The 19,301-nt window shown below is 28.8% G+C and carries 21 protein-coding genes; 14 read left to right on the top strand and 7 right to left on the bottom strand.

The window, feature by feature from the left end; translation table 11 throughout:
• Positions 1–9: 9 nt before the first annotated feature.
• The 5 genes from CPIN17260_RS03780 to fliW are packed head-to-tail and all read right to left on the bottom strand — an operon-like array spanning position 10 to position 5,725.
• A complete protein-coding gene (locus CPIN17260_RS03780; RefSeq protein WP_069632469.1) occupies positions 10–483 on the bottom strand; it encodes a hypothetical protein in 474 nt (157 codons plus the stop codon).
• Positions 484–1,374, bottom strand: a complete 891-nt coding sequence (locus tag CPIN17260_RS03775; RefSeq protein WP_078440580.1) for a prepilin-type N-terminal cleavage/methylation domain-containing protein — start codon at positions 1,372–1,374, stop codon at positions 484–486. It lies immediately after the preceding gene.
• Complete coding sequence (locus CPIN17260_RS03770; RefSeq protein WP_157887330.1) at positions 1,371–2,090, bottom strand: prepilin-type N-terminal cleavage/methylation domain-containing protein; 720 nt, start codon at positions 2,088–2,090, stop codon at positions 1,371–1,373. Before CPIN17260_RS03770 ends, CPIN17260_RS03775 begins: the two co-directional genes overlap by 4 nt.
• A complete protein-coding gene (locus CPIN17260_RS03765) occupies positions 2,087–5,326 on the bottom strand; it encodes a hypothetical protein (protein ID WP_078440579.1) in 3,240 nt (1,079 codons plus the stop codon). The genes CPIN17260_RS03770 and CPIN17260_RS03765 overlap by 4 nt, the downstream gene beginning before the upstream one ends.
• Positions 5,327–5,341: 15 nt before the next feature.
• Positions 5,342–5,725, bottom strand: a complete 384-nt coding sequence (gene fliW / locus CPIN17260_RS03760) for a flagellar assembly protein FliW (RefSeq protein WP_069632465.1) — start codon at positions 5,723–5,725, stop codon at positions 5,342–5,344.
• Positions 5,726–5,864: 139 nt separating this feature from the next.
• Here fliW and CPIN17260_RS03755 point away from each other — a divergent pair, with 139 nt between their 5' ends.
• Genes CPIN17260_RS03755 through CPIN17260_RS03715 form a run of 10 tightly spaced genes read left to right on the top strand, consistent with a single transcriptional unit; the run spans position 5,865 to position 15,047 of the window.
• Positions 5,865–6,512 (top strand): outer membrane protein assembly factor BamD, encoded by a 648-nt coding sequence (locus CPIN17260_RS03755; protein ID WP_078440578.1) that lies wholly within the window; start codon positions 5,865–5,867, stop codon positions 6,510–6,512.
• A 9-nt stretch (positions 6,513–6,521) separates the two neighbouring features.
• Positions 6,522–8,930 (top strand): endopeptidase La, encoded by a 2,409-nt coding sequence (lon, locus tag CPIN17260_RS03750; RefSeq protein ID WP_069636652.1) that lies wholly within the window; start codon positions 6,522–6,524, stop codon positions 8,928–8,930.
• Positions 8,931–8,961: 31 nt separating this feature from the next.
• On the top strand, positions 8,962–9,795 hold the full coding sequence (gene purU / locus CPIN17260_RS03745) for a formyltetrahydrofolate deformylase (protein ID WP_069636651.1): 834 nt from the start codon (positions 8,962–8,964) through the stop codon (positions 9,793–9,795).
• On the top strand, positions 9,795–10,274 hold the full coding sequence (locus tag CPIN17260_RS03740) for a tRNA (cytidine(34)-2'-O)-methyltransferase (RefSeq protein WP_069632461.1): 480 nt from the start codon (positions 9,795–9,797) through the stop codon (positions 10,272–10,274). The genes purU and CPIN17260_RS03740 overlap by 1 nt, the downstream gene beginning before the upstream one ends.
• The gene (locus CPIN17260_RS03735) at positions 10,271–11,191 is read left to right on the top strand and encodes an endonuclease/exonuclease/phosphatase family protein (RefSeq protein WP_069637268.1); all 921 of its coding nucleotides are present in this window, start codon (positions 10,271–10,273) and stop codon (positions 11,189–11,191) included. Before CPIN17260_RS03740 ends, CPIN17260_RS03735 begins: the two co-directional genes overlap by 4 nt.
• Positions 11,188–11,331, top strand: a complete 144-nt coding sequence (locus CPIN17260_RS09140) for a hypothetical protein (RefSeq protein ID WP_153300791.1) — start codon at positions 11,188–11,190, stop codon at positions 11,329–11,331. The genes CPIN17260_RS03735 and CPIN17260_RS09140 overlap by 4 nt, the downstream gene beginning before the upstream one ends.
• Positions 11,324–13,351 carry a glycine--tRNA ligase subunit beta gene (gene glyS, locus CPIN17260_RS03730; protein ID WP_078440577.1) on the top strand — a complete coding sequence of 676 codons (2,028 nt, stop codon included), beginning with the start codon at positions 11,324–11,326 and terminating at the stop codon, positions 13,349–13,351. The genes CPIN17260_RS09140 and glyS overlap by 8 nt, the downstream gene beginning before the upstream one ends.
• Positions 13,352–13,364: 13 nt before the next feature.
• Positions 13,365–14,144 (top strand): threonine/serine exporter family protein, encoded by a 780-nt coding sequence (locus tag CPIN17260_RS03725; protein ID WP_069632458.1) that lies wholly within the window; start codon positions 13,365–13,367, stop codon positions 14,142–14,144.
• The gene (locus CPIN17260_RS03720) at positions 14,137–14,643 is read left to right on the top strand and encodes a threonine/serine exporter family protein (RefSeq protein WP_078440576.1); all 507 of its coding nucleotides are present in this window, start codon (positions 14,137–14,139) and stop codon (positions 14,641–14,643) included. Before CPIN17260_RS03725 ends, CPIN17260_RS03720 begins: the two co-directional genes overlap by 8 nt.
• Entirely contained in the window at positions 14,640–15,047 is a 408-nt protein-coding gene (locus tag CPIN17260_RS03715) for a YbgC/FadM family acyl-CoA thioesterase (protein WP_069632456.1), read from the top strand. Before CPIN17260_RS03720 ends, CPIN17260_RS03715 begins: the two co-directional genes overlap by 4 nt.
• Here CPIN17260_RS03715 and CPIN17260_RS03710 read toward each other — a convergent pair.
• Both CPIN17260_RS03710 and CPIN17260_RS09750 read right to left on the bottom strand, forming a co-directional pair.
• Positions 15,019–16,218, bottom strand: a complete 1,200-nt coding sequence (locus tag CPIN17260_RS03710; RefSeq protein WP_069632455.1) for a hypothetical protein — start codon at positions 16,216–16,218, stop codon at positions 15,019–15,021. The two genes, CPIN17260_RS03715 and CPIN17260_RS03710, sit on opposite strands and share 29 nt — an antisense overlap.
• Positions 16,215–16,577, bottom strand: a complete 363-nt coding sequence (locus CPIN17260_RS09750; protein ID WP_157887329.1) for a uracil-DNA glycosylase family protein — start codon at positions 16,575–16,577, stop codon at positions 16,215–16,217. Before CPIN17260_RS09750 ends, CPIN17260_RS03710 begins: the two co-directional genes overlap by 4 nt.
• A gap of 360 nt (positions 16,578–16,937) precedes the next feature.
• Here CPIN17260_RS09750 and rpmH point away from each other — a divergent pair, with 360 nt between their 5' ends.
• Genes rpmH through yidC form a run of 4 tightly spaced genes read left to right on the top strand, consistent with a single transcriptional unit; the run spans position 16,938 to position 19,300 of the window.
• Entirely contained in the window at positions 16,938–17,072 is a 135-nt protein-coding gene (gene rpmH / locus CPIN17260_RS03700) for a 50S ribosomal protein L34 (protein WP_069632453.1), read from the top strand.
• Positions 17,060–17,395: a ribonuclease P protein component gene (rnpA, locus tag CPIN17260_RS03695; protein ID WP_069632452.1), complete on the top strand. Its 336-nt coding sequence runs from the start codon at positions 17,060–17,062 to the stop codon at positions 17,393–17,395. The genes rpmH and rnpA overlap by 13 nt, the downstream gene beginning before the upstream one ends.
• Positions 17,392–17,721, top strand: coding sequence for a membrane protein insertion efficiency factor YidD (yidD, locus tag CPIN17260_RS03690; protein WP_257787832.1), 330 nt, complete (start codon positions 17,392–17,394; stop codon positions 17,719–17,721). The genes rnpA and yidD overlap by 4 nt, the downstream gene beginning before the upstream one ends.
• A 4-nt stretch (positions 17,722–17,725) precedes the next feature.
• A complete protein-coding gene (gene yidC / locus CPIN17260_RS03685) occupies positions 17,726–19,300 on the top strand; it encodes a membrane protein insertase YidC (protein WP_069632451.1) in 1,575 nt (524 codons plus the stop codon).
• Position 19,301 lies beyond the last annotated feature (1 nt).

Below are 19,301 nucleotides of genomic sequence, written 5' to 3'. Positions count from 1 at the left end.
AATAAAAACTTAAATTTTTTGTATTATTCTTTTATGAAGTCTAACTGGGTATTTTTCTGAAATTTTATATTTATCATCTTTTGTTTTTTTCAAACTATCAACATATTCTACAAAAATATCAATTATAACAGTTCCTTGTGTATATTTTGTAGTGATTGGAACACCATTACATTTTCCAATAGTGCCAAAATATTTTATACTAGAACTAGTCACAAAAGCCGGGTATTCCTCACCTTTTATGGTTAAATCTGGCCTATGCCATCCTTTAACTTTTTCCAAACAATTAACATCAAAATCATGAGTTAAGATATTTAGCATTGTATACTCGGCAAAACTTCTTAACAATATTTCGCCTTGTTCTCTAACATAAACATCTCCAGTTTGTTTTGCAGTTCCAACAGATAATTTAAGAGCAACAGCACCAAGAGAAGCTATAGTTACAACAAAAATTATAGCGATTAATAAACCAAAACCTTTTCTCATCTAAAAAACCGCCTTTGTTCTACATACGTTAAAATCAAATCCAGACTTAGATAATGAGCTTCTTTGCTTTTGATTATCTCTTAAACAAAGTTTTAAAAAAACCATTCCATTTTCCTCTTTAAACTTAAACATACTAACATGTCTAGCTAAAACAGTAGAACTACCTTGATTATATTGCTGTCCTAACCATGGTCTATAATCATAATAAAGTACTAAATCAAAATCCCTATTTGAAGCACTTTCACTTACAGCTGATGTAGCATTTTTCGTAACAACTATAGCATATGCAGTATGTGCTAAATAATACTGCTCTGACATCTGCTTACCAACAAATGATATATCATTATTAAAATGTGTTAAATCTTTAAATTTTACCTTAGCAAAATCTACATTAGTTCCGGTATAACCAAAAGAGTTATTAACATTATAACTAACACCTCTAAAAATCATTGCTAGCTCTTTATCTTTATTTCTAGGAGACAGTTGATTAAACACAGACATATCAAGATTGCTACCAGGTGTTTCTATGCCACTTAAATTACTACTAGCATCCATATCAACAACACCACTATAAACATCTAAATCAAAAGCTTCATAGCTATAAGGTATAAATTCTAATATATCATAACTTTCATCCAAGCTACTATCATTTAAATTTAATATACTATTATCTGAACTATTTCTTGCTATATCACTACTTCTTATTCTATATTCTAATCTCTTAGATATCTGATCTAAGATAATATCAGCTTGAGATCCCACCCTAGAGATAGACTCACTTTGAACATAATTTTTATATATTACAAAAACTAAATTTAATGTCATTCCAGTAACTATAGCAAGTATAACTATAACCAATATAAGTTCTATAAGAGTAAAAGCTTTTTTCATTTAAATTCTCTAGTTTGAATTATAGGAGAATCTCCTATATTAGCAGCTATAGCTAAAAGTCTTATTTTTTCGGATTTGAATCTATCAGGTTTTATATCAAATATATCAACAGAAACAAGTGTTAAATCTTTGTCATAGCTTTTTTGCTCATAACGACTATCATTAAATGGATCTTTTTTAATACCAACGTCAACTTTATAATTAGCTTCTGTAACAAAATCACGATCGTTATTTGAATCAGGAGACATTTTGACTTCATCAATATCTTTGTAAAACCAAATTGTTTTAATGCCATAAGATGATGCGACAGATACTGGGCATTTATCATCATGGTGTTCATCAAAATTATTTAAATCTGTATCTGGTAAACCAGTAGCGGGTAAAATAATCCTTCTCTCGTGTGGATCTAATTTATATTTCTTATAAAAGTCATAACTTCCTAAAGAAAAATTGGGATCTTTTTCTGATGTTCCTAATTTGTTATTAGCGAACCTAGGCATAGGTGAGCTAGGATTTTCCCCTATATAAACACAGGTGTATTGTGACTTAAGAACCGTATTTAAATATGTCTTAGCATTAAGTAACATCTCTTGAATAGTAAACCTCAGATTGGCTTCTGAGGTTACACTTATAATCACAGGAACACTCAAAGAGGTAATTGCTATAATAACTATAGAGACAATAACCTCTATAAGAGAAAAACCTCTAGTTTTCACCAGTCAATTCTCCTATTTTTCCTAACAGGTGCATCAACACCACTAGGTAGTTCATCTAATATAAACTTACCAGCATTATTTTTATCTTCTCCCTTTCCATCATAAGACTTTCCAGCCCAACTACCATTTGCACCAAAGAAACCAACCTTTATCTCATTATAATCATAAGTAGGATAATTTTCATTAAAAATCAACCAAGGAGCTTTAGACATTTTAAGCTTTATGGTATCTTTTACACTTTCTTTATTACTAAATTTAACTTTTTCTACACCATTTTTTACCCTAGAAGGTGCACCAAATGAATTATTATCAGAAATTGATACTAAATTTGTTTTAAGCATAGAGCTATAACCATCCCAAACACCAAAATCATCAGTGCTATAACTATCCCAATGCCCAAATTTATCAGAGTTATGTGACAAATTTACAACATAGTTACCTATAGACTCTCCTTTTAATGTTGAGCTTATTCTTGAGCTACAATCAACATCACAATAAAAAGTATAATATATCTTGCCATCAAATCCATCTTTTGGACCCTCTTGATAAGGAGCAGTTACTCTGCCATAAACCATAGTGGCATAACTATTTTTAGAAGAATTAACATTTTTTGTTGATAAAGTAGCTATATCTTTAAATTCTGTCTTTCTACCAGAATCTGTTATAACTCTATCTCCAATTTTTAATTTATCCAAGCTAAACTCTTTATTATATATCACAAATGGGTTTTCAGGTTTTTTATAATCTTTATCAAAATTAAACCCTATTTTAGCAATAGCAGTATTTTGCTCAAATAAATCTTTAGAAAATAAATATGGCGCAGAAGCAACTAATGAACTAGGATCATATTTACTATAAACACCGCTAAAATACAAATTAGGATCAAACTCACTATTATACATATTTATAACAACTCGTCCACCATTTTCTGCAAATTTCATTCTTTTAGCATTATTTAATTTTTCCCAAGACCAATGTTTTTTATCTTCTATCAAAGAGTGATTTTCTGTCTTATTTTCTTTTAAAATTTTATCTCCATCATAAGATATAACAGCCCCTATATCTTTTGCATAACAATCCTTAGTAAAGTTAGATAAATCTTGATTTTTAGCATTTTTTGGAGCTAGCTCAATATTTAAAAATGCTTTCATACGATAAGAATCTGCATTTAAGGTATTTAGATAAGTAAAGTTACTACTATTAAAGTTTTCTACTGACTTTGTTATATCAAAACTAGCAGGAACAAACTCAACATAAGCTGGAACAACATTAGATATATAACAATCAACTAAATCTCTATTAAATTCAGCGGCATTAACACCTTTTATCTGTTTTGATGGCTCTTTACATTCATAACCATATTTAGAAATTTTATCTTGATCATTTGTTTGGTCTATTGCTGTCCATGTTTTATCAACTATATTTGTTTTAAATCTCATAACATTATCATCATTAATATCGCTAGTGAAATTATTTGAGATATTATCATAAAATTTAATATTAAATTTACCATCAGGCAAATCTTTTCCTTTATACTGACATGTTTTTCCATTTAAATAGGGAGTAAGCAAAGAATCGTTATTTTCTATCTGTGCATGGTACTTACCAACTACAGTTGTAACACCATCGGAAGTATCAGTTGAGTTATATTTAGTTATATCTTTTATTGATGAACTATCTATGTCTTTTTTCTGTGCTTTTGCTGTAACTGTATATGTCTTACCAGAAGTAAGATATAAGACAGAATCAGCTATATTAGATAATTTTTTATCATGTAATGTAGGCTCTATTTTTTTATTACTACCATTTTCACTAAAGCTAAGAGTATATCCTATAGGTTTAAAAGAAAAATGATCAGAATCAGTAGTTCCAGTCCTTTCCTTTTTAAAGTCATCAGGAACTATAAAAACACCTCTCTCTTTAGGTTGAAACTCAAAAACTTGAAAATAGGCATCTTTGGTTATAAGTTTTTCTGAAACAGTTGTCATTCTAAAACAGCTTTTACTTTTATTCATATCTTTACTGCTACCTGGTGTTCTTACCATATACACACTTTTGTCATTTACAAGAGTACGCATTGTATCCTTATCTTGGTAATCTTTATATCTTATACGAGCACCTACTATTTTATTTTGATTTTCTTTTATTTCAATATATTTACCATTTGGGTCTTTTGTCCCCATGATAATACAAAATTTATTAGTATCGCCGATATCTTTTGTCCTTATAGGACTATTCCACAACCAATCAAAATCTTTACCTTGACCTTTATTTTTAATGTAAGCATCTACATACTCATCTTCAACTACACGATACTCTATATCAGATTTTGGTAATTTATATTCGAAATCTACTATTTGCATACCACATTTACCATTTTGAGTAAATATACTTGTATCATTTCTGTTTGTTTTTGGCGGTTGTAATTCATGAGGTGTAACGCAATTACCTTTATTTCTATTAATGTCATCGCCATTGATCCATTTTAGATGTATACTAGATGTTTTATGTATACTCCAATCTGCACTCTCATATATAAGCCTGAATCTTAGCTTATCGCCTTTTTTTAATTTTTTTATAATTATAGCATCGTTATCATTATATCCATATGCATACTTATACCAATAAGATGAGTATTTTTTGTTGTATGTTGTTGTGCTGTTACGATAAAAACATTCTTTATTTTTAGAAGCTTCAACATCGCATATTGTTAATAATGCTTTACCTTGTATGGTAAGACTAAATCTCCATTCTCCATCTTGTGGTATATCAATATAACCTTCCCATACCGAGGTCCACTTATATAAACCATTACTACTATAAGTATTTCCTTTATCAAATTCTACAAGCATTGGAAATGGAAATCTAAAATATGAATCTTTAGCACAACCGTAATTCCAAATCTTTTTATCTGGTGGATAATATCCAGGCCAATAGTCAAAAGATATAGCTCTATCTTTATAATTACCATCTAGGCCATTTTCTGTTCTCATCTCAGAGTATTGCTCATCATAACATCTGCTGTATTTAAATATTGGTGCCTTAACTTTGGTAGAAACGGACGAATACTTACCTTTGCCATCACTAAGTTCACGATTAGATTTATTTGTAAATTGGCTAAAATTTTTTCCGGAACCTTTTTTATAATAATTGGCCGTAACCCTTTCAGCACTCAAATCCAAAACAGATAGCAATAAAATACTTGCAAATGCAAATAAAATTTTATTATTTTTCATTTTACTTAATATCTCCTATTTTTGTATAAAGCTTTCTATAACCTCAGCTTGTTTGTAATCAGGATAAGACACAACATCAAGAACTATCTGAGAAAGTGTCATATTGTCCATATTACAAACTATAGGAGCTATAAAATTTACAGTAGATTTCTCTAAAGGTGTAGCAACCACAAGTATGTTATAAACTCTAAGCTCACTGCTGTTTTTGATATCCATAAGATCTTCGTAGTATGTTGGAATATCAAATTCATAATTTCTTAAAGCATAAGGATTTATCATAGTAAAAGATGTATTATCGTCTTTGCTTTGGAGTTTTACAAAAAACTTATCAAGCTCTATAAGCTCCATAGTTTTTATATGTTCAAAACCTAGTATAGGGCTTTTAACAGTAAAAATCATATTTCAATCTCCTTGATATAAAAATTGTAACATTGTATCATCTTTTTAATTAAAAAACTAAAAATATGCAAAAATTTATATAAAAATAATCCCAAACAATGTAAAATAACAAATTATTTTAATTTACGTAAGGAATACAATGATAAATATCTATAAGTTTTTGGCATCAATTTTTTTAGTTGTGATGCTTTTAGGATGTTCTAATAAACAAGCTAAACTATACAATCTCACACCAGAAGAGTGGTATTCACAGATATTAGAAAATATAAAATCTAATGAGCTAGAGCTAGCTGATAAGTATTATGTATCTATGGCTAGTGAACATGTGGCATCTCCTTTGCTAGAACAAATACTTATGATACTATCTCAGGCTCATGCAAATAATGAAGAGTATTTACTTGCTAACTTCTATCTCAATGAGTATGTAAAAAGATATGGGGATAATGCAGAAAAAACAGAATTTGCGGAGTTTTTAAAGATAAAAGCAAATTTTGACTCATTTTTACAACCAAATAGGAATCAAAAACTAATACAAGATAGCATAAATTCTATAGAAAAATTTTTATATCTATATCCAAATACAAAGTTTAAACCTTTAGTGCAAACAATGCTTGTTAAGTTTAAACTAGCTATTTATAGTTTAGATAAAGAAATAGCAAATCTATACATAAGAACAGGAAGAGATATTTCAGCAGAGATATATAAAGAAAAACTTAAGCAATCTCCTCTAAACGATGCAAAAATTTTAAATCCAGAACGTCCTTGGTATAGAAGAATATTTAATTAGGAGTGCCCTTTGCAATTAGATGAAAATAAATTTTTACCGACAGAAATTCCAATTATAGTTGAGGATGAGTTATTTTTATATCCATTTATGATAACTCCACTTTTTTTAAGTGATGAAGAAAACTTAAGAGCACTTGAACTAGCCATGCAAAACGAAACATCAATACTAGTTGTTTCATCAAAACCAAATCAAGATGGCGAAAGAAATTTTAACAGCATATATGACACTGGAGTATTAGGAACTATAATGAGAAAAGTTCCTTTGCCAGATGGTCGTGTAAAGATTCTTTTTCAAGGGGTAGATAAAGCAAAGATAATCAATCAAACAAGCACTAGTCCATTAGTAGCATTAGTAGATAAGCTAAACATAATAAAACCATCCACAGCTAAGACAGAAGCTTTACTTGTCGTTTTAAGAGAAAAAGCTAGAGAACTAAGCGCTATAAGCCATCTTTTTCCACCTGACTTGCTTAAAACTATAGAAGAAAGTGTAGAGCCTATAAGGGTATGCGACTTGATTTCTAGTGCTTTAAGATTAAAAAAACAAGTAGCTTATAGTTTTTTTATAGAAGAGGATTTAGAGCAAAGACTTTTAAAACTTATAGACTATATCATAGAAGAGATAGAGGCAAATAAACTTCAAAAAGAGATAAAAAACAAAGTTCACTCAAAAATTGATAAGCACAATAAAGAGTATTTTCTAAAAGAGCAATTAAAACAAATTCAAGCAGAACTGGGAAGCGACACTAGCCGAGATGAAGAGATAGAAGAATATAAGAAAAAACTAGAAAACAAAAAGAAATTTATGGGTGAAGATGCGTATAAAGAGATAAAAAAACAGATAGAAAAACTGTCTCGTATGCACCAAGACTCTGCCGATGCAAACACAATACAGAGCTATCTTGACTGGACTCTTGAGGTTCCATTTGAAAATGTATCTAAGAAAAAATCATCAATAATAGAAGTATCAAAAAGACTAAATGCAGATCATCATAGCTTAGAAAAACCAAAAGAAAGAATAGAAGAATACTTTGCTTTAAGAGAGTTATTAGAACTTAGAGGCGTAGATGAAAAGGCTAACAATGGAGCTATACTTTGCTTTGCTGGACCTCCAGGAGTTGGAAAAACAAGCTTGGCAAACTCAATAGCAAAAGCGCTTAAAAGAGAGTTGGTAAGAATAGCTCTAGGCGGACTTGAAGATGTGAATGAACTAAGGGGACACAGAAGAACATATATAGGTGCTATGCCTGGTCGTATAGTTCAAGGACTTATAGAAGCCAAACAAATGAATCCTGTTATTGTATTAGATGAGATAGATAAAGTAGGAAGAAGCTACCGCGGGGATCCTACGGCTGTCTTACTTGAGATATTAGACCCTGAACAAAATAATAAATTTAGAGATTATTATCTTAACTTCAATATAGACCTAAGCAAGGTTATTTTTATAGCTACTGCAAACGATATAAGCATGATACCTGCTCCACTTCGCGATAGGATGGAGTTTATACATCTTAGCTCATACACGCCTCAAGAAAAATTTGAGATAGCAAAAAAATATTTAATACCACAAGAGCTTAAAAAGCATGGACTAAAACCTGTTGATGTAAATATAACCAAAGATGCGATAGCAATGATGATTTCAGAATACACAAGAGAGAGTGGAGTTAGAAATTTACGTAGGAAAATAGCGGATATACTAAGAAAAGTAGCAAAAAAAATACTTACAGATAACCAAGGAAAAATAACAGTAAATTCTAAAAACCTAAAAGAATTTTTAGAAAAGAAAGTATTTGAGATAGAACAAGCAGACAAAAAAGATAAAATAGGTCAAGTAAATGGTCTAGCTTGGACTAGTGTTGGTGGAGACGTGCTTAGGATAGAGGCTATTCGCTTACAAGGCAAAGGAAATATGCAAATAACAGGGCAGCTTGGCGATGTTATGAAAGAAAGCGCACAGATAGCATTTAGTGTTGTTAAGGTTCTTATAGACAATAAAAAAATAAAAGTGCCAATGAGTATAATTCCTAAATTTGATGACGATAAAAGAAAGCTTGAGCCTAGCGATGTGTATAGGAGATTTGATCTGCATTTGCACGTTCCTGAAGGTGCTACGCCAAAAGATGGTCCAAGCGCCGGTATAACAATGGTAACAGCAATAGCATCTATACTTACAGACATAAAAGTAAGACACGATGTAGCAATGACTGGCGAGATAACACTAAGCGGAAGAGTGCTTCCTATAGGAGGGTTAAAAGAAAAGCTTATAGCTGCACACAAAGCAGACATAAAACTAGCACTAATACCAAGAAAAAATTATGAAAGAGATTTGGAAGATATACCAGAGGATGTAAGAAAAGATATGAAAATCATTCCTGTTGATATGATAGATGATGTATTAAAAAATGCACTTGTAAAATAGCGAGTAGATTTTAAAAGTTAAAGGAAAAAATATGCAAGAGTATGTTTTGAAAATAAAATGCAGTGATGAAAAAGGACTTATATATAGAATTTCTGACATAGTCTTTAAATACAGGCTAAATATACAAACAAATAATGAGTTTGTAGATCAAGAAAATAATACATTTTTTATGAGAAGTGAACTTATTGGAGATATAAATATAGATGAATTTATAGGCAACCTTGAGGCTGTATTACCAAAAAATGCTGAGATATCTTGCACTCACAAAAATAAAAAAAATATAATAATACTTGCTACAAAAGAGAGCCATTGTTTGGGAGATTTGCTTATTAAATTTGATAGCGGGGAGCTAAATGCAAATATCGTTTCAGTTGTTGCAAATCATGAAGTTTTAAGAAGTCTAGTTGAAAGATTTAATATACCTTTTGAGTATGTAAGTGCTGATGATTTAAGCAGAGAAGAGCATGAACAAAAAGTATTAGACATTATGGCAAAATATGATTTTGATTATGTTGTATTAGCAAAATATATGAGAATATTAACTCCAAATTTTGTCCAAAACTATAACAACAAGATAATAAACATACATCACTCGTTTTTACCAGCTTTTATAGGAGCAAATCCATATAAACAAGCCTTTGAAAGAGGAGTTAAAATAATAGGAGCAACTGCTCATTTTGTAAATGATAATCTAGACGAAGGTCCAATAATAGTTCAAGATGTAATAAATATAAACCACGAAATGAGCTGGAAAGATATGCAAAAAGCAGGTAGAGCTTGTGAAAAAAATGTATTAGCAAAGGCGTTGGATTTAGCACTTGAAGATAGATTATTTATAAATGAAAATAAGGTTATTGTTTTTTAATGTTTAATATAGTCTTAGTAAGTCCACAAATTCCTCAAAACACAGGAGCCATAGGAAGACTGTGTGTAAATGCAAATTTAAGGCTTCATATCATAAAACCAACTGTTTTTGACCTAAGCGAAAAGGCAGTAAGAAGAGCTGGACTTGATTACTGGAAGATACTAGAGCCTAAAATTTGGGAAAGCTTGAATGAGTTTTTAGAAGAAAATATAAAGCTCAAAGATAGGTTTTTCTTCGCCACAACAAAAACAAACAATAACTACTTTGAAGCTAATTTTAAAACTGGTGATTTTATATTTTTTGGAGGAGAAAGCACAGGACTACCAGCAACCCTAATGGATATAATGCCAAAAAATAAAATAACAATTCCTATGGGTAAAAATGGAAGAAGTTTAAATCTAGCAATAAGCACGGGCATAATAGCATATGAAGCTATAAGACAAAACATAAATGAGTTTGATTTTAGAGAGAAAATATGAATAAACTTATATTTATATTTTTTATACCTATTTTTATTTTTGCACAAACTATAAAAATTGCTACTTATAATGTTGAAAATTTATTTGATGGCAAAAATAATGGCAACGAATATAGAGATTTTAAAATAGGAAAATCATCATGGAGCGATGAAAAATACAAACATAAACTTGCAAACATAAAAGAAGTAATAAAATCAATAAATGCGGATATAATAGCACTTCAAGAGATAGAAAATGAAGATGTTTTAAAAGAGCTTATAAAAGGTACTGATTATAAATTTATAAACTTCAAAACAACTAAAAATGCCCCTGTTGGACTTGGGCTAATATCAAAAATAAGACCAATTTTAACAAAATCATTTAGTGTAGCTGGTGTAAAGACTAGAGATATTTTAAAAGTTAGTTTTGAAGAAGATAAAAAAATATTTAGTATCTTTATAAATCACTTTCCGGCTTTTAAGAAAAATGGAATAATATCTCAAAAAAAAGCAGAAAGAACACTAAGAGTAGCTTTAGAAAATGAAAAAAATGCAATAGTGCTTGGGGATTTTAATAGTCCTTATGGGAAAAAATCCATACTAAACGACATACAAATTACAAAAAATTATATAAACCTCTGGGAATTCATAGAACCGAAACAAAGATATAGTTTTGCGGCTTATGGTAAAAAAAGAGCTATAGATCATATCCTTTTATCGCCTGAATTTATGGATACAAAATATGATTTTATATATGTTTGCGATAGTTTTAAAGTTTTTAAAAATAATTTATTAAATAATAAAGGTTTTGCAAAAACAGAAAATAAAGAACACAAATACTCAGATCATCTACCTTTGGTATTTGAAATTTCAACAGACAAAGATAAAGCTTGTCGGTCTTGGAGTAATTTTTTAGATATTTTTAAAGGCAAGAAATGAAAAATTTTTTAGATATTTTTATGGTGATTTGTTTAGTTGGCTTTTTGTTTTTTATGATAAGAGGCGTTATACTTCAAACAGCAAAAAAAGATGAATTAAGAAAAAAAATTAAACAAGAGGAAAAAAAGAAAAATGAATAAAGAACTTTTGATAGAAATAGGAGTTGAAGAACTTCCAGCAATACCATTTTTAAAAGAGTTGCCAAACATAAAAACAAAATGGCAAAAGGTGTTAGATGAGTATAATTTAAAAAGCGAATTTGATTTTTTCTATACCCCAAGAAGGCTTGTTTTATCTCATAAAAATTTCAAGCAAAAACAAGATGATAGCAATGTAGAGTTTATAGGAGCACCAAAACATATAGCTATAAAAGATGGTAAATTTACACCAGCGGCTATTAGTTTTGCAAAAAAATGTGAGATACAAGAAAGTGAACTTAGTTTTAAAAATATAAATGGTAAAGAGGTGCTTCACTATCAAAAACAAGTATCAGGAAAAGATGTAAAAGAAATTTTACCAGACATGATAGAAAAATTTCTACTTAGTCTAAGCTTTGGAAAATCTATGCGTTGGGGCAATGGGGAGTTTGAGTTTATAAGACCTATAAGATCATTTTTAGTATTTTTAGGAAATGAGTCTTTGGAGTTTACAAAATTTGGAATAAAAAGCGAAAACTCAACATATCCACACAGAGATATAAGCTACGATAAAATAAAAATAGAAAATATAAACCAATATTTTGAAAACTCTACACAAAGAGGTGTTATCCTTAGCCAAGACGAGAGAGAAAGCATTATAAGAAAACAATTTGAAGCACTTGAAAAAGAAAATAATATAAGCATTGAGGTTGATGAAGACTTACTAAGTGAAGTTGTAGCTATCACAGAATACCCAACAGCTTTGCTTGGTCAATTTGAAAGTGAGTTTTTAGATATTCCAAAAGAAGTTATAATAACATCTATGAAAGAAAATCAGAGATATTTTCCTGTATTTAAAAACTCAAAATTAGAAAATAAATTTATAGTTGTAAGCAACTCATTAAATGAAGAAAAATCACTAATAATAAAAGGTAACGAAAAAGTTTTAAGAGCTAGGCTTAGCGATGCAATGTTCTTTTGGAAAAGCGACTTGCAAGCACCTTTTACACCTGATAAACTAAAAAATATAACATACCTAAAAGAGCTAGGAACGCTATACGATAAAGAACTTAGAGAGGAAAAAATAGCTAAAATTTTAGCAGAGAAATACAAAAATAGACTAGCTAAAGAAGTTGGAAATAACTATATAGAAAAAATTTCAAGAGCTGTAATGCTAAGCAAGGCTGATTTGACAAGCAGTATGGTTTATGAATTTACAGAACTTCAAGGTATTATGGGTCATTACTATGCAGAAAAAAAAGGCGAAGATAAAGATATAGTGATAGCTATAAAAGAACAATACCTACCAGATGGCGAAAATGCGGATTGCCCTAGTACCCTTTTTAGCTCAATAGTTGCACTATCATATAAACTTGATAGCTTGGTTGGACTTTTTAGTGTTGGTAAAATTCCAACAGGAACAAAAGATCCTTACGCACTAAGAAGGGCAGCAAACGGAGTTATAAAAATAATTTTAAACGAGGGTTTGGAGTTTGATATATCAGAAATTTTAAATGAAATAGCAAAAAATTACAATAACTTTGATGTAAACACACTAGAAAATTTCATACTTGATAGATTGTATACATTTTTTGATGCAAACTCATCTATAATAAAAAGTTGTATAGATAGCAAAAATAGAGATATAGTTAAACTTTATAATGCTATACAAGCACTTCATATAATATCAAATGAACCTAGTTTTAAAGATAATTTTTCTACATTTAAAAGACTTTCAAATATCATAAAAGATGCAAAAATACAAGATGTCAAAGAAGAATTATTTGAAAGTCAATATGAAAAAAATCTAAATAATAAATTTAAAGCTTTAAATAGCAATGAAGAAAAATATGAAGAGAGATTAAGAGAGCTATTTGGTTTAAAACAAGAAATTGATGAGTTTTTTGAAAATGTTATGATAAACACCGATGATGAAAAAATCAAAAATAACAGAATAGCATTAATAGGTCAAATTTATTTAGCTTTCAAAAAAATAGCTGATATAAAAGAGATAAGTTTTTAATATAGATTTTATTATGAATAAGCCTAATATAGAAGAAGTAGCAAAGTTTCTCATAGAATACACATCTAAAATGCTAAGCATAGGAACATATACAGCAAGAGTAGATAGATGTGTATCTAGGGTAGCAAAGTCTTACGGATATAATGTAAGTCTTACAGCATTAACTAAGCACTTTAGTATAAGTATAACGGACAATAGCAATAGTTCTAATTTTAGAACTTATGTGATTGATACACCAAATCATTTTATAAGTTTTAGGCTTATTTCTGAACTTAGTGCACTTAGTTGGCAAATACAAGATGAGTGTTTAAGTATACAAGATGCAATACAAAATTATAATGAAATAATAAATTTCAAACAAAATCATATAAAAAAAACTATCTTATTTATAAGTCTTGCTAATGCTGCATTTTGTAAATTATTTGGAGGCGATATAGGAAGTATGTTTGTTGTTTTTGTGTCTACTTTTATTGGATTTATTTTTAGACATTTAACAACAAAAATAAGATTAAATATAAAATTACAACATCTAATGGCAGCATTTATATCATCATTTGTAGCATATCTTGGAATATATTTTGGTTTTTCTGCGACACCTGATATAGCCATAGGCTCAAGCGTATTATATCTAATGCCGGGTGTTATGCTCATAAACTCAACATTTGATATACTAAATAGCAATGTATTAATTGGTCTAGCAAAAGCTATAAACACAGGACTTTTGATAGTATGTATAGCAATAGGAATATACATAACACTATCCATATCAAGTATAAAGTTATTAAATGTATAATTTTATACTTGATGCAGTATTTGCTGCTATTGCCGGATTTGGATTTGCATATGTAAGTTCGCCACCAAAAAATACACTTCTTATATCAGCATTTATAGCTGCCATAGCGCACTCTTTTAGGTATCTCATTTTGCATAATGATATTTTAAATATATCACTAGCAACTCTTATTGCATCTTTTTTAGCAGGTATACTAGGAATGTTTTTTGCATTTAGACTTAAGGTTCCAGCTGAAATCATAGCATTTCCAGCCCTACTCCCTATGATACCCGGAATTTATGCCTATAAAAGTATATTGGCATTATTCTTATTTATAAAAAACGATGATGTTACTATAAAGTCAAAACATTTGGTATTGTTTTTTGATAATGCACTAACTACAATTTCTGTAGCGTTAGCACTTGGAGTTGGAGTTTCTATAACACTTTTGCTGTTTTACGAAAGAGCCTTGATGAGTACAAGGGGAGCTAGGAAAAACTCAAAGAAAGACAAAAAATGAAGATAAGAATATACTATGAAGATACAGATACAGGTGGGATTGTATATCATGCAAATTATATAAAATACTGCGATAGAGCAAGAAGTGAAATGTTTTTTTCATCATCTATAAAGCCATTTACAAAAGATGCTTTTTTTGTTGTTTCAAGCATAGAAGCAAAATACATAAAACCTGCCTTTATAGGAGATTTGATAGAGGTAAAGACTAATATTTTAGAGGTAAAAAAAGCAAGTGCTGTCTTAGAACAGAGCATATATAGGATTGAAGATATTGAAAAAAATATAAAAGATGATTTATTGTTTAAAGCAAAAATCACTATCGCATTTGTTTCAAATTTAAAACCAAAAAAAATAAATGATGAAATTGCATTATTTTTTAATAATTATAATCACTCAAATCATTAGTTTTGATAAAATTATATTCATCTGTTTTTAAAATATCAACATCATACACAACCTGATTATCTATTATTTCTTGGTTAAATTTTCTATTTTTTCCAGTAGCCAAACTATATATATAATCAAGCCCTACACTAGATGAATAACCAATCCAGTTATACCTTAAATCTATACCAAATAAAGCATTGACGCTATTTAAACTATCATCATCAAGAAAAATTGAATTAGCGATATAAAATTTCTCCCTATCACTTTTTTTTACGAGTTGCAAAAATTTTGGATTATAGTTTATTTGAGTACTTAATAAAGAAAATGGCTCTATTTCAAAAATTTTTAATTGCGTTGCTATTAGCGATGCTTTAATGAGAGATAAATTTAAAAATACACTTGAGTTATTAATATATGAAAAATTATTAAAATACTCTTCAAGTTTTATATTTTTAGCCAACATTTGAACTTCATACACACTATTTTCAGATATATTTTTTACATAGTTATTTAAAGAATTCCCAGTAAAACTTCCATCACTAAAAGCACTTATTTTATTATTAGTAAATTCAAAAAGTGATTTAATCTGAACTTGATAATCCACACCTCCAAATATAAAATTTGGATTATTTAGCTTAAAAAGTGATGAATGAACACTTGGAAAAAAGAAAGTTTCATTTGGATAGGCTAGTTTATTTATTAAGATGACTCCATTAGCGGTCAATGGAGCTATAAAATATTTTATAGAATCTTTTCTAGCCTCATCCAGCGCTTTTTGAATATTTTTAGGACTCTCATCATCACTATTTATAAATTTCAAATCAACATTTAAATCATACTTTAAAACATAAGAAATCAATGATTTGGTAACACTATCAGTATATGATTTTATAATCTTTTGTGGCAATATAATAGCTATTTTTAAATTATCATTTAAAACCATATCTGGAGTATAATAATATATTTTTAAATATTTATCCAAAAGCTCTAAATTTGTTACCCTAAGCCTATCAAAACGAGCTAAAAAACTAGCTATCATATCCTGTTGCAAAAGCTTATTCAAACAATCATCATTACAAAAACCAGGTTCTAAATCAATATAGTACATCGTAACAGGTTTTATATCTGACATTCTTTGTTCTTTTGCAAAAACAGAAAAGAAAAGAAAAAAAATCAGTATGTATTTCATAAAACGTCCTTTATTTTATTTAAATCGTTTATAAAATTTGCTTGTAGACTTGGATTTTTAATTATTTTATCCAAAGAATATGTTGCCATCAAAAAAGCATTTCCAAACTTTAAAAAACTACCTCTTAAACTTTCAAAAGAGCTATTTTTTGCATTTTGAATATACAAATTCAAAAAAACATCTTCACCTAAAGCCACAATAATTTTAGGATTAATAAAATTCATTTCTTCATCCAAATACGGTCTGCATTTTAAAAAACAATCAGACAAATCTAAACTCATTTGTTTTTTGCAATGCAATAAATAGCTTATATAAAAATCTCTCTCTGAAAATTTAAGATATTTTCTTAATAACTCCAAAAAATTATCCATAATATTAGTATTTAAATTTGGTTCTAACATAACGAATGTTATTTTTGAATTAATATTACCAAAACCAGTATATGATTTTACCGAATAATTTTTTAAACAACAAAGGTTGCAATTTATAATTTGATTATTTAATTTATCAAAACTATCAAAACAATAACATGAAGTGCTTTTTAAATCTTTTTTTCCTACAAAATTATACCCAATAGCTTTTAAAAAATATAATTTTTTTAAATCATTATCATTCATGTATATAATTATAGTTAATTTTTGATTAAATTTAGCTATTCAAAGCTTTTTAAGTATTGCTTTGATAAAATCACGCTTTTACATTAAATTTTAAGGATTAGTATGAAAAGAACTTATCAACCTCATAAAACACCTAAGAAAAGAACTCATGGTTTTCGTCTTAGAATGAAAACAAAAAATGGTCGCAAAATTTTAAATGCTAGACGCGCAAAAGGAAGAAGAAGATTGGCAGTCTAGTTGGTTTTGAGTCTATAGGCGACTCAAAAGAATTTTCTTTGGTTTATAAAGATGCTAAAAAATGGCACTGCGAGTCCTGTATTCTTTTTTATAGACCTTCTCAGGAAAACAAAATGGCAGTTGTGGCCAGCAAAAAAGTAGGTAAAGCCGTCATAAGAAACAGATGTAAAAGACTATTAAAATCAGCATTTATAAATGCATCTTCAAATCTAAAAGACGGAACCTATATTTTAATAGCAAAATCTGGCGTAGATAAAATATCTTTTAATGATATTAATAAAAATTTAAAGTGGTCGCTAAAGAAATTAGGGTGTTTAAAGTGAACAGTATTGTTATTTTTATGATTAATTTTTATCAAAAATACATATCTAAATTTACTCCTGCTTCTTGTAGATATTATCCGACTTGTTCAGAATACACAATTTGGCAATTTAAAAATAACAATTTTTTCTTAGCCACTATCTACTCTACACTGAGAATTTTAAAATGCAATCAATTTTTTAAAGGTGGTATTAATTACCCTATTATTAGTAAGAATTTTGAAACTTTATATGTCTTTAAAAAAATAAAATCTATAAATATTATTTTTTGGTTTGTTCCATTTAAGGATGACAAATTCTATGTTATAAAAAAATTTAAGGGAATATGAAATTATGGATAAATTATCAACACAAAAAAGGGTCTTATTAGCGACAATATTTTCATTTGTCTTTTTTATCGCTTACGACTTTTTTTTCATACCAAAACAACCGATACAAGATAATAACATAAGCACAAAAACAACTTCAAATATAGAGCAAAAAAATAACTTTGCAAAAAAAGAAATTGAAAGCACAAATGATCAAATAATAAATTCAAAGCCAAACACAAGTAATGAAATTCTTGTAAAAGTAAAATCAGATAAATTTGAAGCACACATAGATAGTCTAGGAAGACTTAGCAAATTTTATCTAAATGAAGATAAATATCAAACCGAAGATGAAAAGAGAATACAACTTGTAAGTGAGTCACTAATGCCTTTAGAGATTAGATTTAGTGATGAAAAAGTAAATCAACTTGCATTTAAAAATAAATACACAACAGATATTAATGAAGTAAATATAACAAATGATTCAAAAATAATAAATTTACAACAAGACTTGGGAGATTTCACTCTAAACAAGAAAATAACTTTTTTTAAAAATGGAACATACGATATAGAAGTTTCTACAAGTAAAAATATTGATTATTTTATAACCACTGGCTTAAGACCAAGTATTGCAATAGACACACTGACAGTTCATGGTGCATTGTTAAGACATACAGATGATAAAATAACTGTCTTAAAAGATGATGATCTTGATGGAAATGAAAAATTTAACAATGTAGATATAGCAGCTGCTTCTGACAGATACTACACATCTTTATTTTTCTCTTTTGAAAAACCACTAAATGTTGTTATGAGTACAGATGAAAATAAAAATGCACTTGTATTCATAAAACAAAATGGTGATTTTAAAACAAAAGCCTATATAGGACCAAAAGATCACGATGTCTTAAAAAGCATAGATAAAAGACTAACAGATATCATAGAATATGGTTGGTTTACATTTATAGCAAAACCAATGTTTAGCTTCTTAAATTTCTTGCATACACACATAGGAAATTGGGGTTGGGCTATCGTTGTTTTAACAATTTCTATAAGAATAATTTTATTCCCTCTTACATACAAAGGTATGGTTTCTATGAATAAAATAAAAGAGATTGCACCAAAAATGAAAGAGCTTCAAGCAAAATATAAAGGCGATCCACAAAAACTAAATACACACATGATGGAACTTTATAAAAAGCATAATGCAAATCCTATGGGTGGTTGTCTACCTATACTTATGCAAATACCTATATTTTTTGCTATATACAGAGTCTTACTAAACGCAATAGAACTTAAAGCGGCTCCTTGGATTTTTTGGATACACGATCTTTCTGTAATGGATCCGTATTTCATACTACCTATCTTAATGGGTGCTACAATGTTTTTACAACAAAAGCTTACACCGACAACATTTAATGATCCAATGCAAGAAAAGATAATGAAATTTTTACCACTTATATTTACGGTATTTTTTGTTTCATTCCCAGCAGGACTTACACTTTATTGGTTTATAAACAACTTGTTCTCTGTAGCTCAACAATCTTTCGTAAATAGACTATTTGAAAAGCAAAAAAATAAGAGTGCAGAGGTAAAATAAT

This window comes from Campylobacter pinnipediorum subsp. pinnipediorum (genome assembly GCF_002021925.1).
GTDB lineage: Bacteria > Campylobacterota > Campylobacteria > Campylobacterales > Campylobacteraceae > Campylobacter_A > Campylobacter_A pinnipediorum.
The sequence above is the reverse complement of the archived record's forward strand: the minus strand, read 5'-3'. Positions and strand labels throughout refer to the sequence as shown.

Coding starts and splice junctions, on each gene's coding strand:
- CPIN17260_RS03775 (WP_078440580.1), bottom strand. CDS start 1,374: ATGAAAAAAGCTTTTACTCTTATAGAACTTATATTGGTTATAGTTATA.
- fliW (WP_069632465.1), bottom strand. CDS start 5,725: ATGATTTTTACTGTTAAAAGCCCTATACTAGGTTTTGAACATATAAAA.
- yidC (WP_069632451.1), top strand. CDS start 17,726: ATGGATAAATTATCAACACAAAAAAGGGTCTTATTAGCGACAATATTT.
- CPIN17260_RS09140 (WP_153300791.1), top strand. CDS start 11,188: ATGAAAAATTTTTTAGATATTTTTATGGTGATTTGTTTAGTTGGCTTT.
- rpmH (WP_069632453.1), top strand. CDS start 16,938: ATGAAAAGAACTTATCAACCTCATAAAACACCTAAGAAAAGAACTCAT.
- purU (WP_069636651.1), top strand. CDS start 8,962: ATGCAAGAGTATGTTTTGAAAATAAAATGCAGTGATGAAAAAGGACTT.
- CPIN17260_RS03765 (WP_078440579.1), bottom strand. CDS start 5,326: ATGAAAAATAATAAAATTTTATTTGCATTTGCAAGTATTTTATTGCTA.
- CPIN17260_RS03755 (WP_078440578.1), top strand. CDS start 5,865: ATGATAAATATCTATAAGTTTTTGGCATCAATTTTTTTAGTTGTGATG.
- glyS (WP_078440577.1), top strand. CDS start 11,324: ATGAATAAAGAACTTTTGATAGAAATAGGAGTTGAAGAACTTCCAGCA.
- CPIN17260_RS03715 (WP_069632456.1), top strand. CDS start 14,640: ATGAAGATAAGAATATACTATGAAGATACAGATACAGGTGGGATTGTA.
- CPIN17260_RS03735 (WP_069637268.1), top strand. CDS start 10,271: ATGAATAAACTTATATTTATATTTTTTATACCTATTTTTATTTTTGCA.
- CPIN17260_RS03720 (WP_078440576.1), top strand. CDS start 14,137: ATGTATAATTTTATACTTGATGCAGTATTTGCTGCTATTGCCGGATTT.
- CPIN17260_RS03780 (WP_069632469.1), bottom strand. CDS start 483: ATGAGAAAAGGTTTTGGTTTATTAATCGCTATAATTTTTGTTGTAACT.
- CPIN17260_RS03740 (WP_069632461.1), top strand. CDS start 9,795: ATGTTTAATATAGTCTTAGTAAGTCCACAAATTCCTCAAAACACAGGA.
- CPIN17260_RS03725 (WP_069632458.1), top strand. CDS start 13,365: ATGAATAAGCCTAATATAGAAGAAGTAGCAAAGTTTCTCATAGAATAC.
- CPIN17260_RS03710 (WP_069632455.1), bottom strand. CDS start 16,218: ATGAAATACATACTGATTTTTTTTCTTTTCTTTTCTGTTTTTGCAAAA.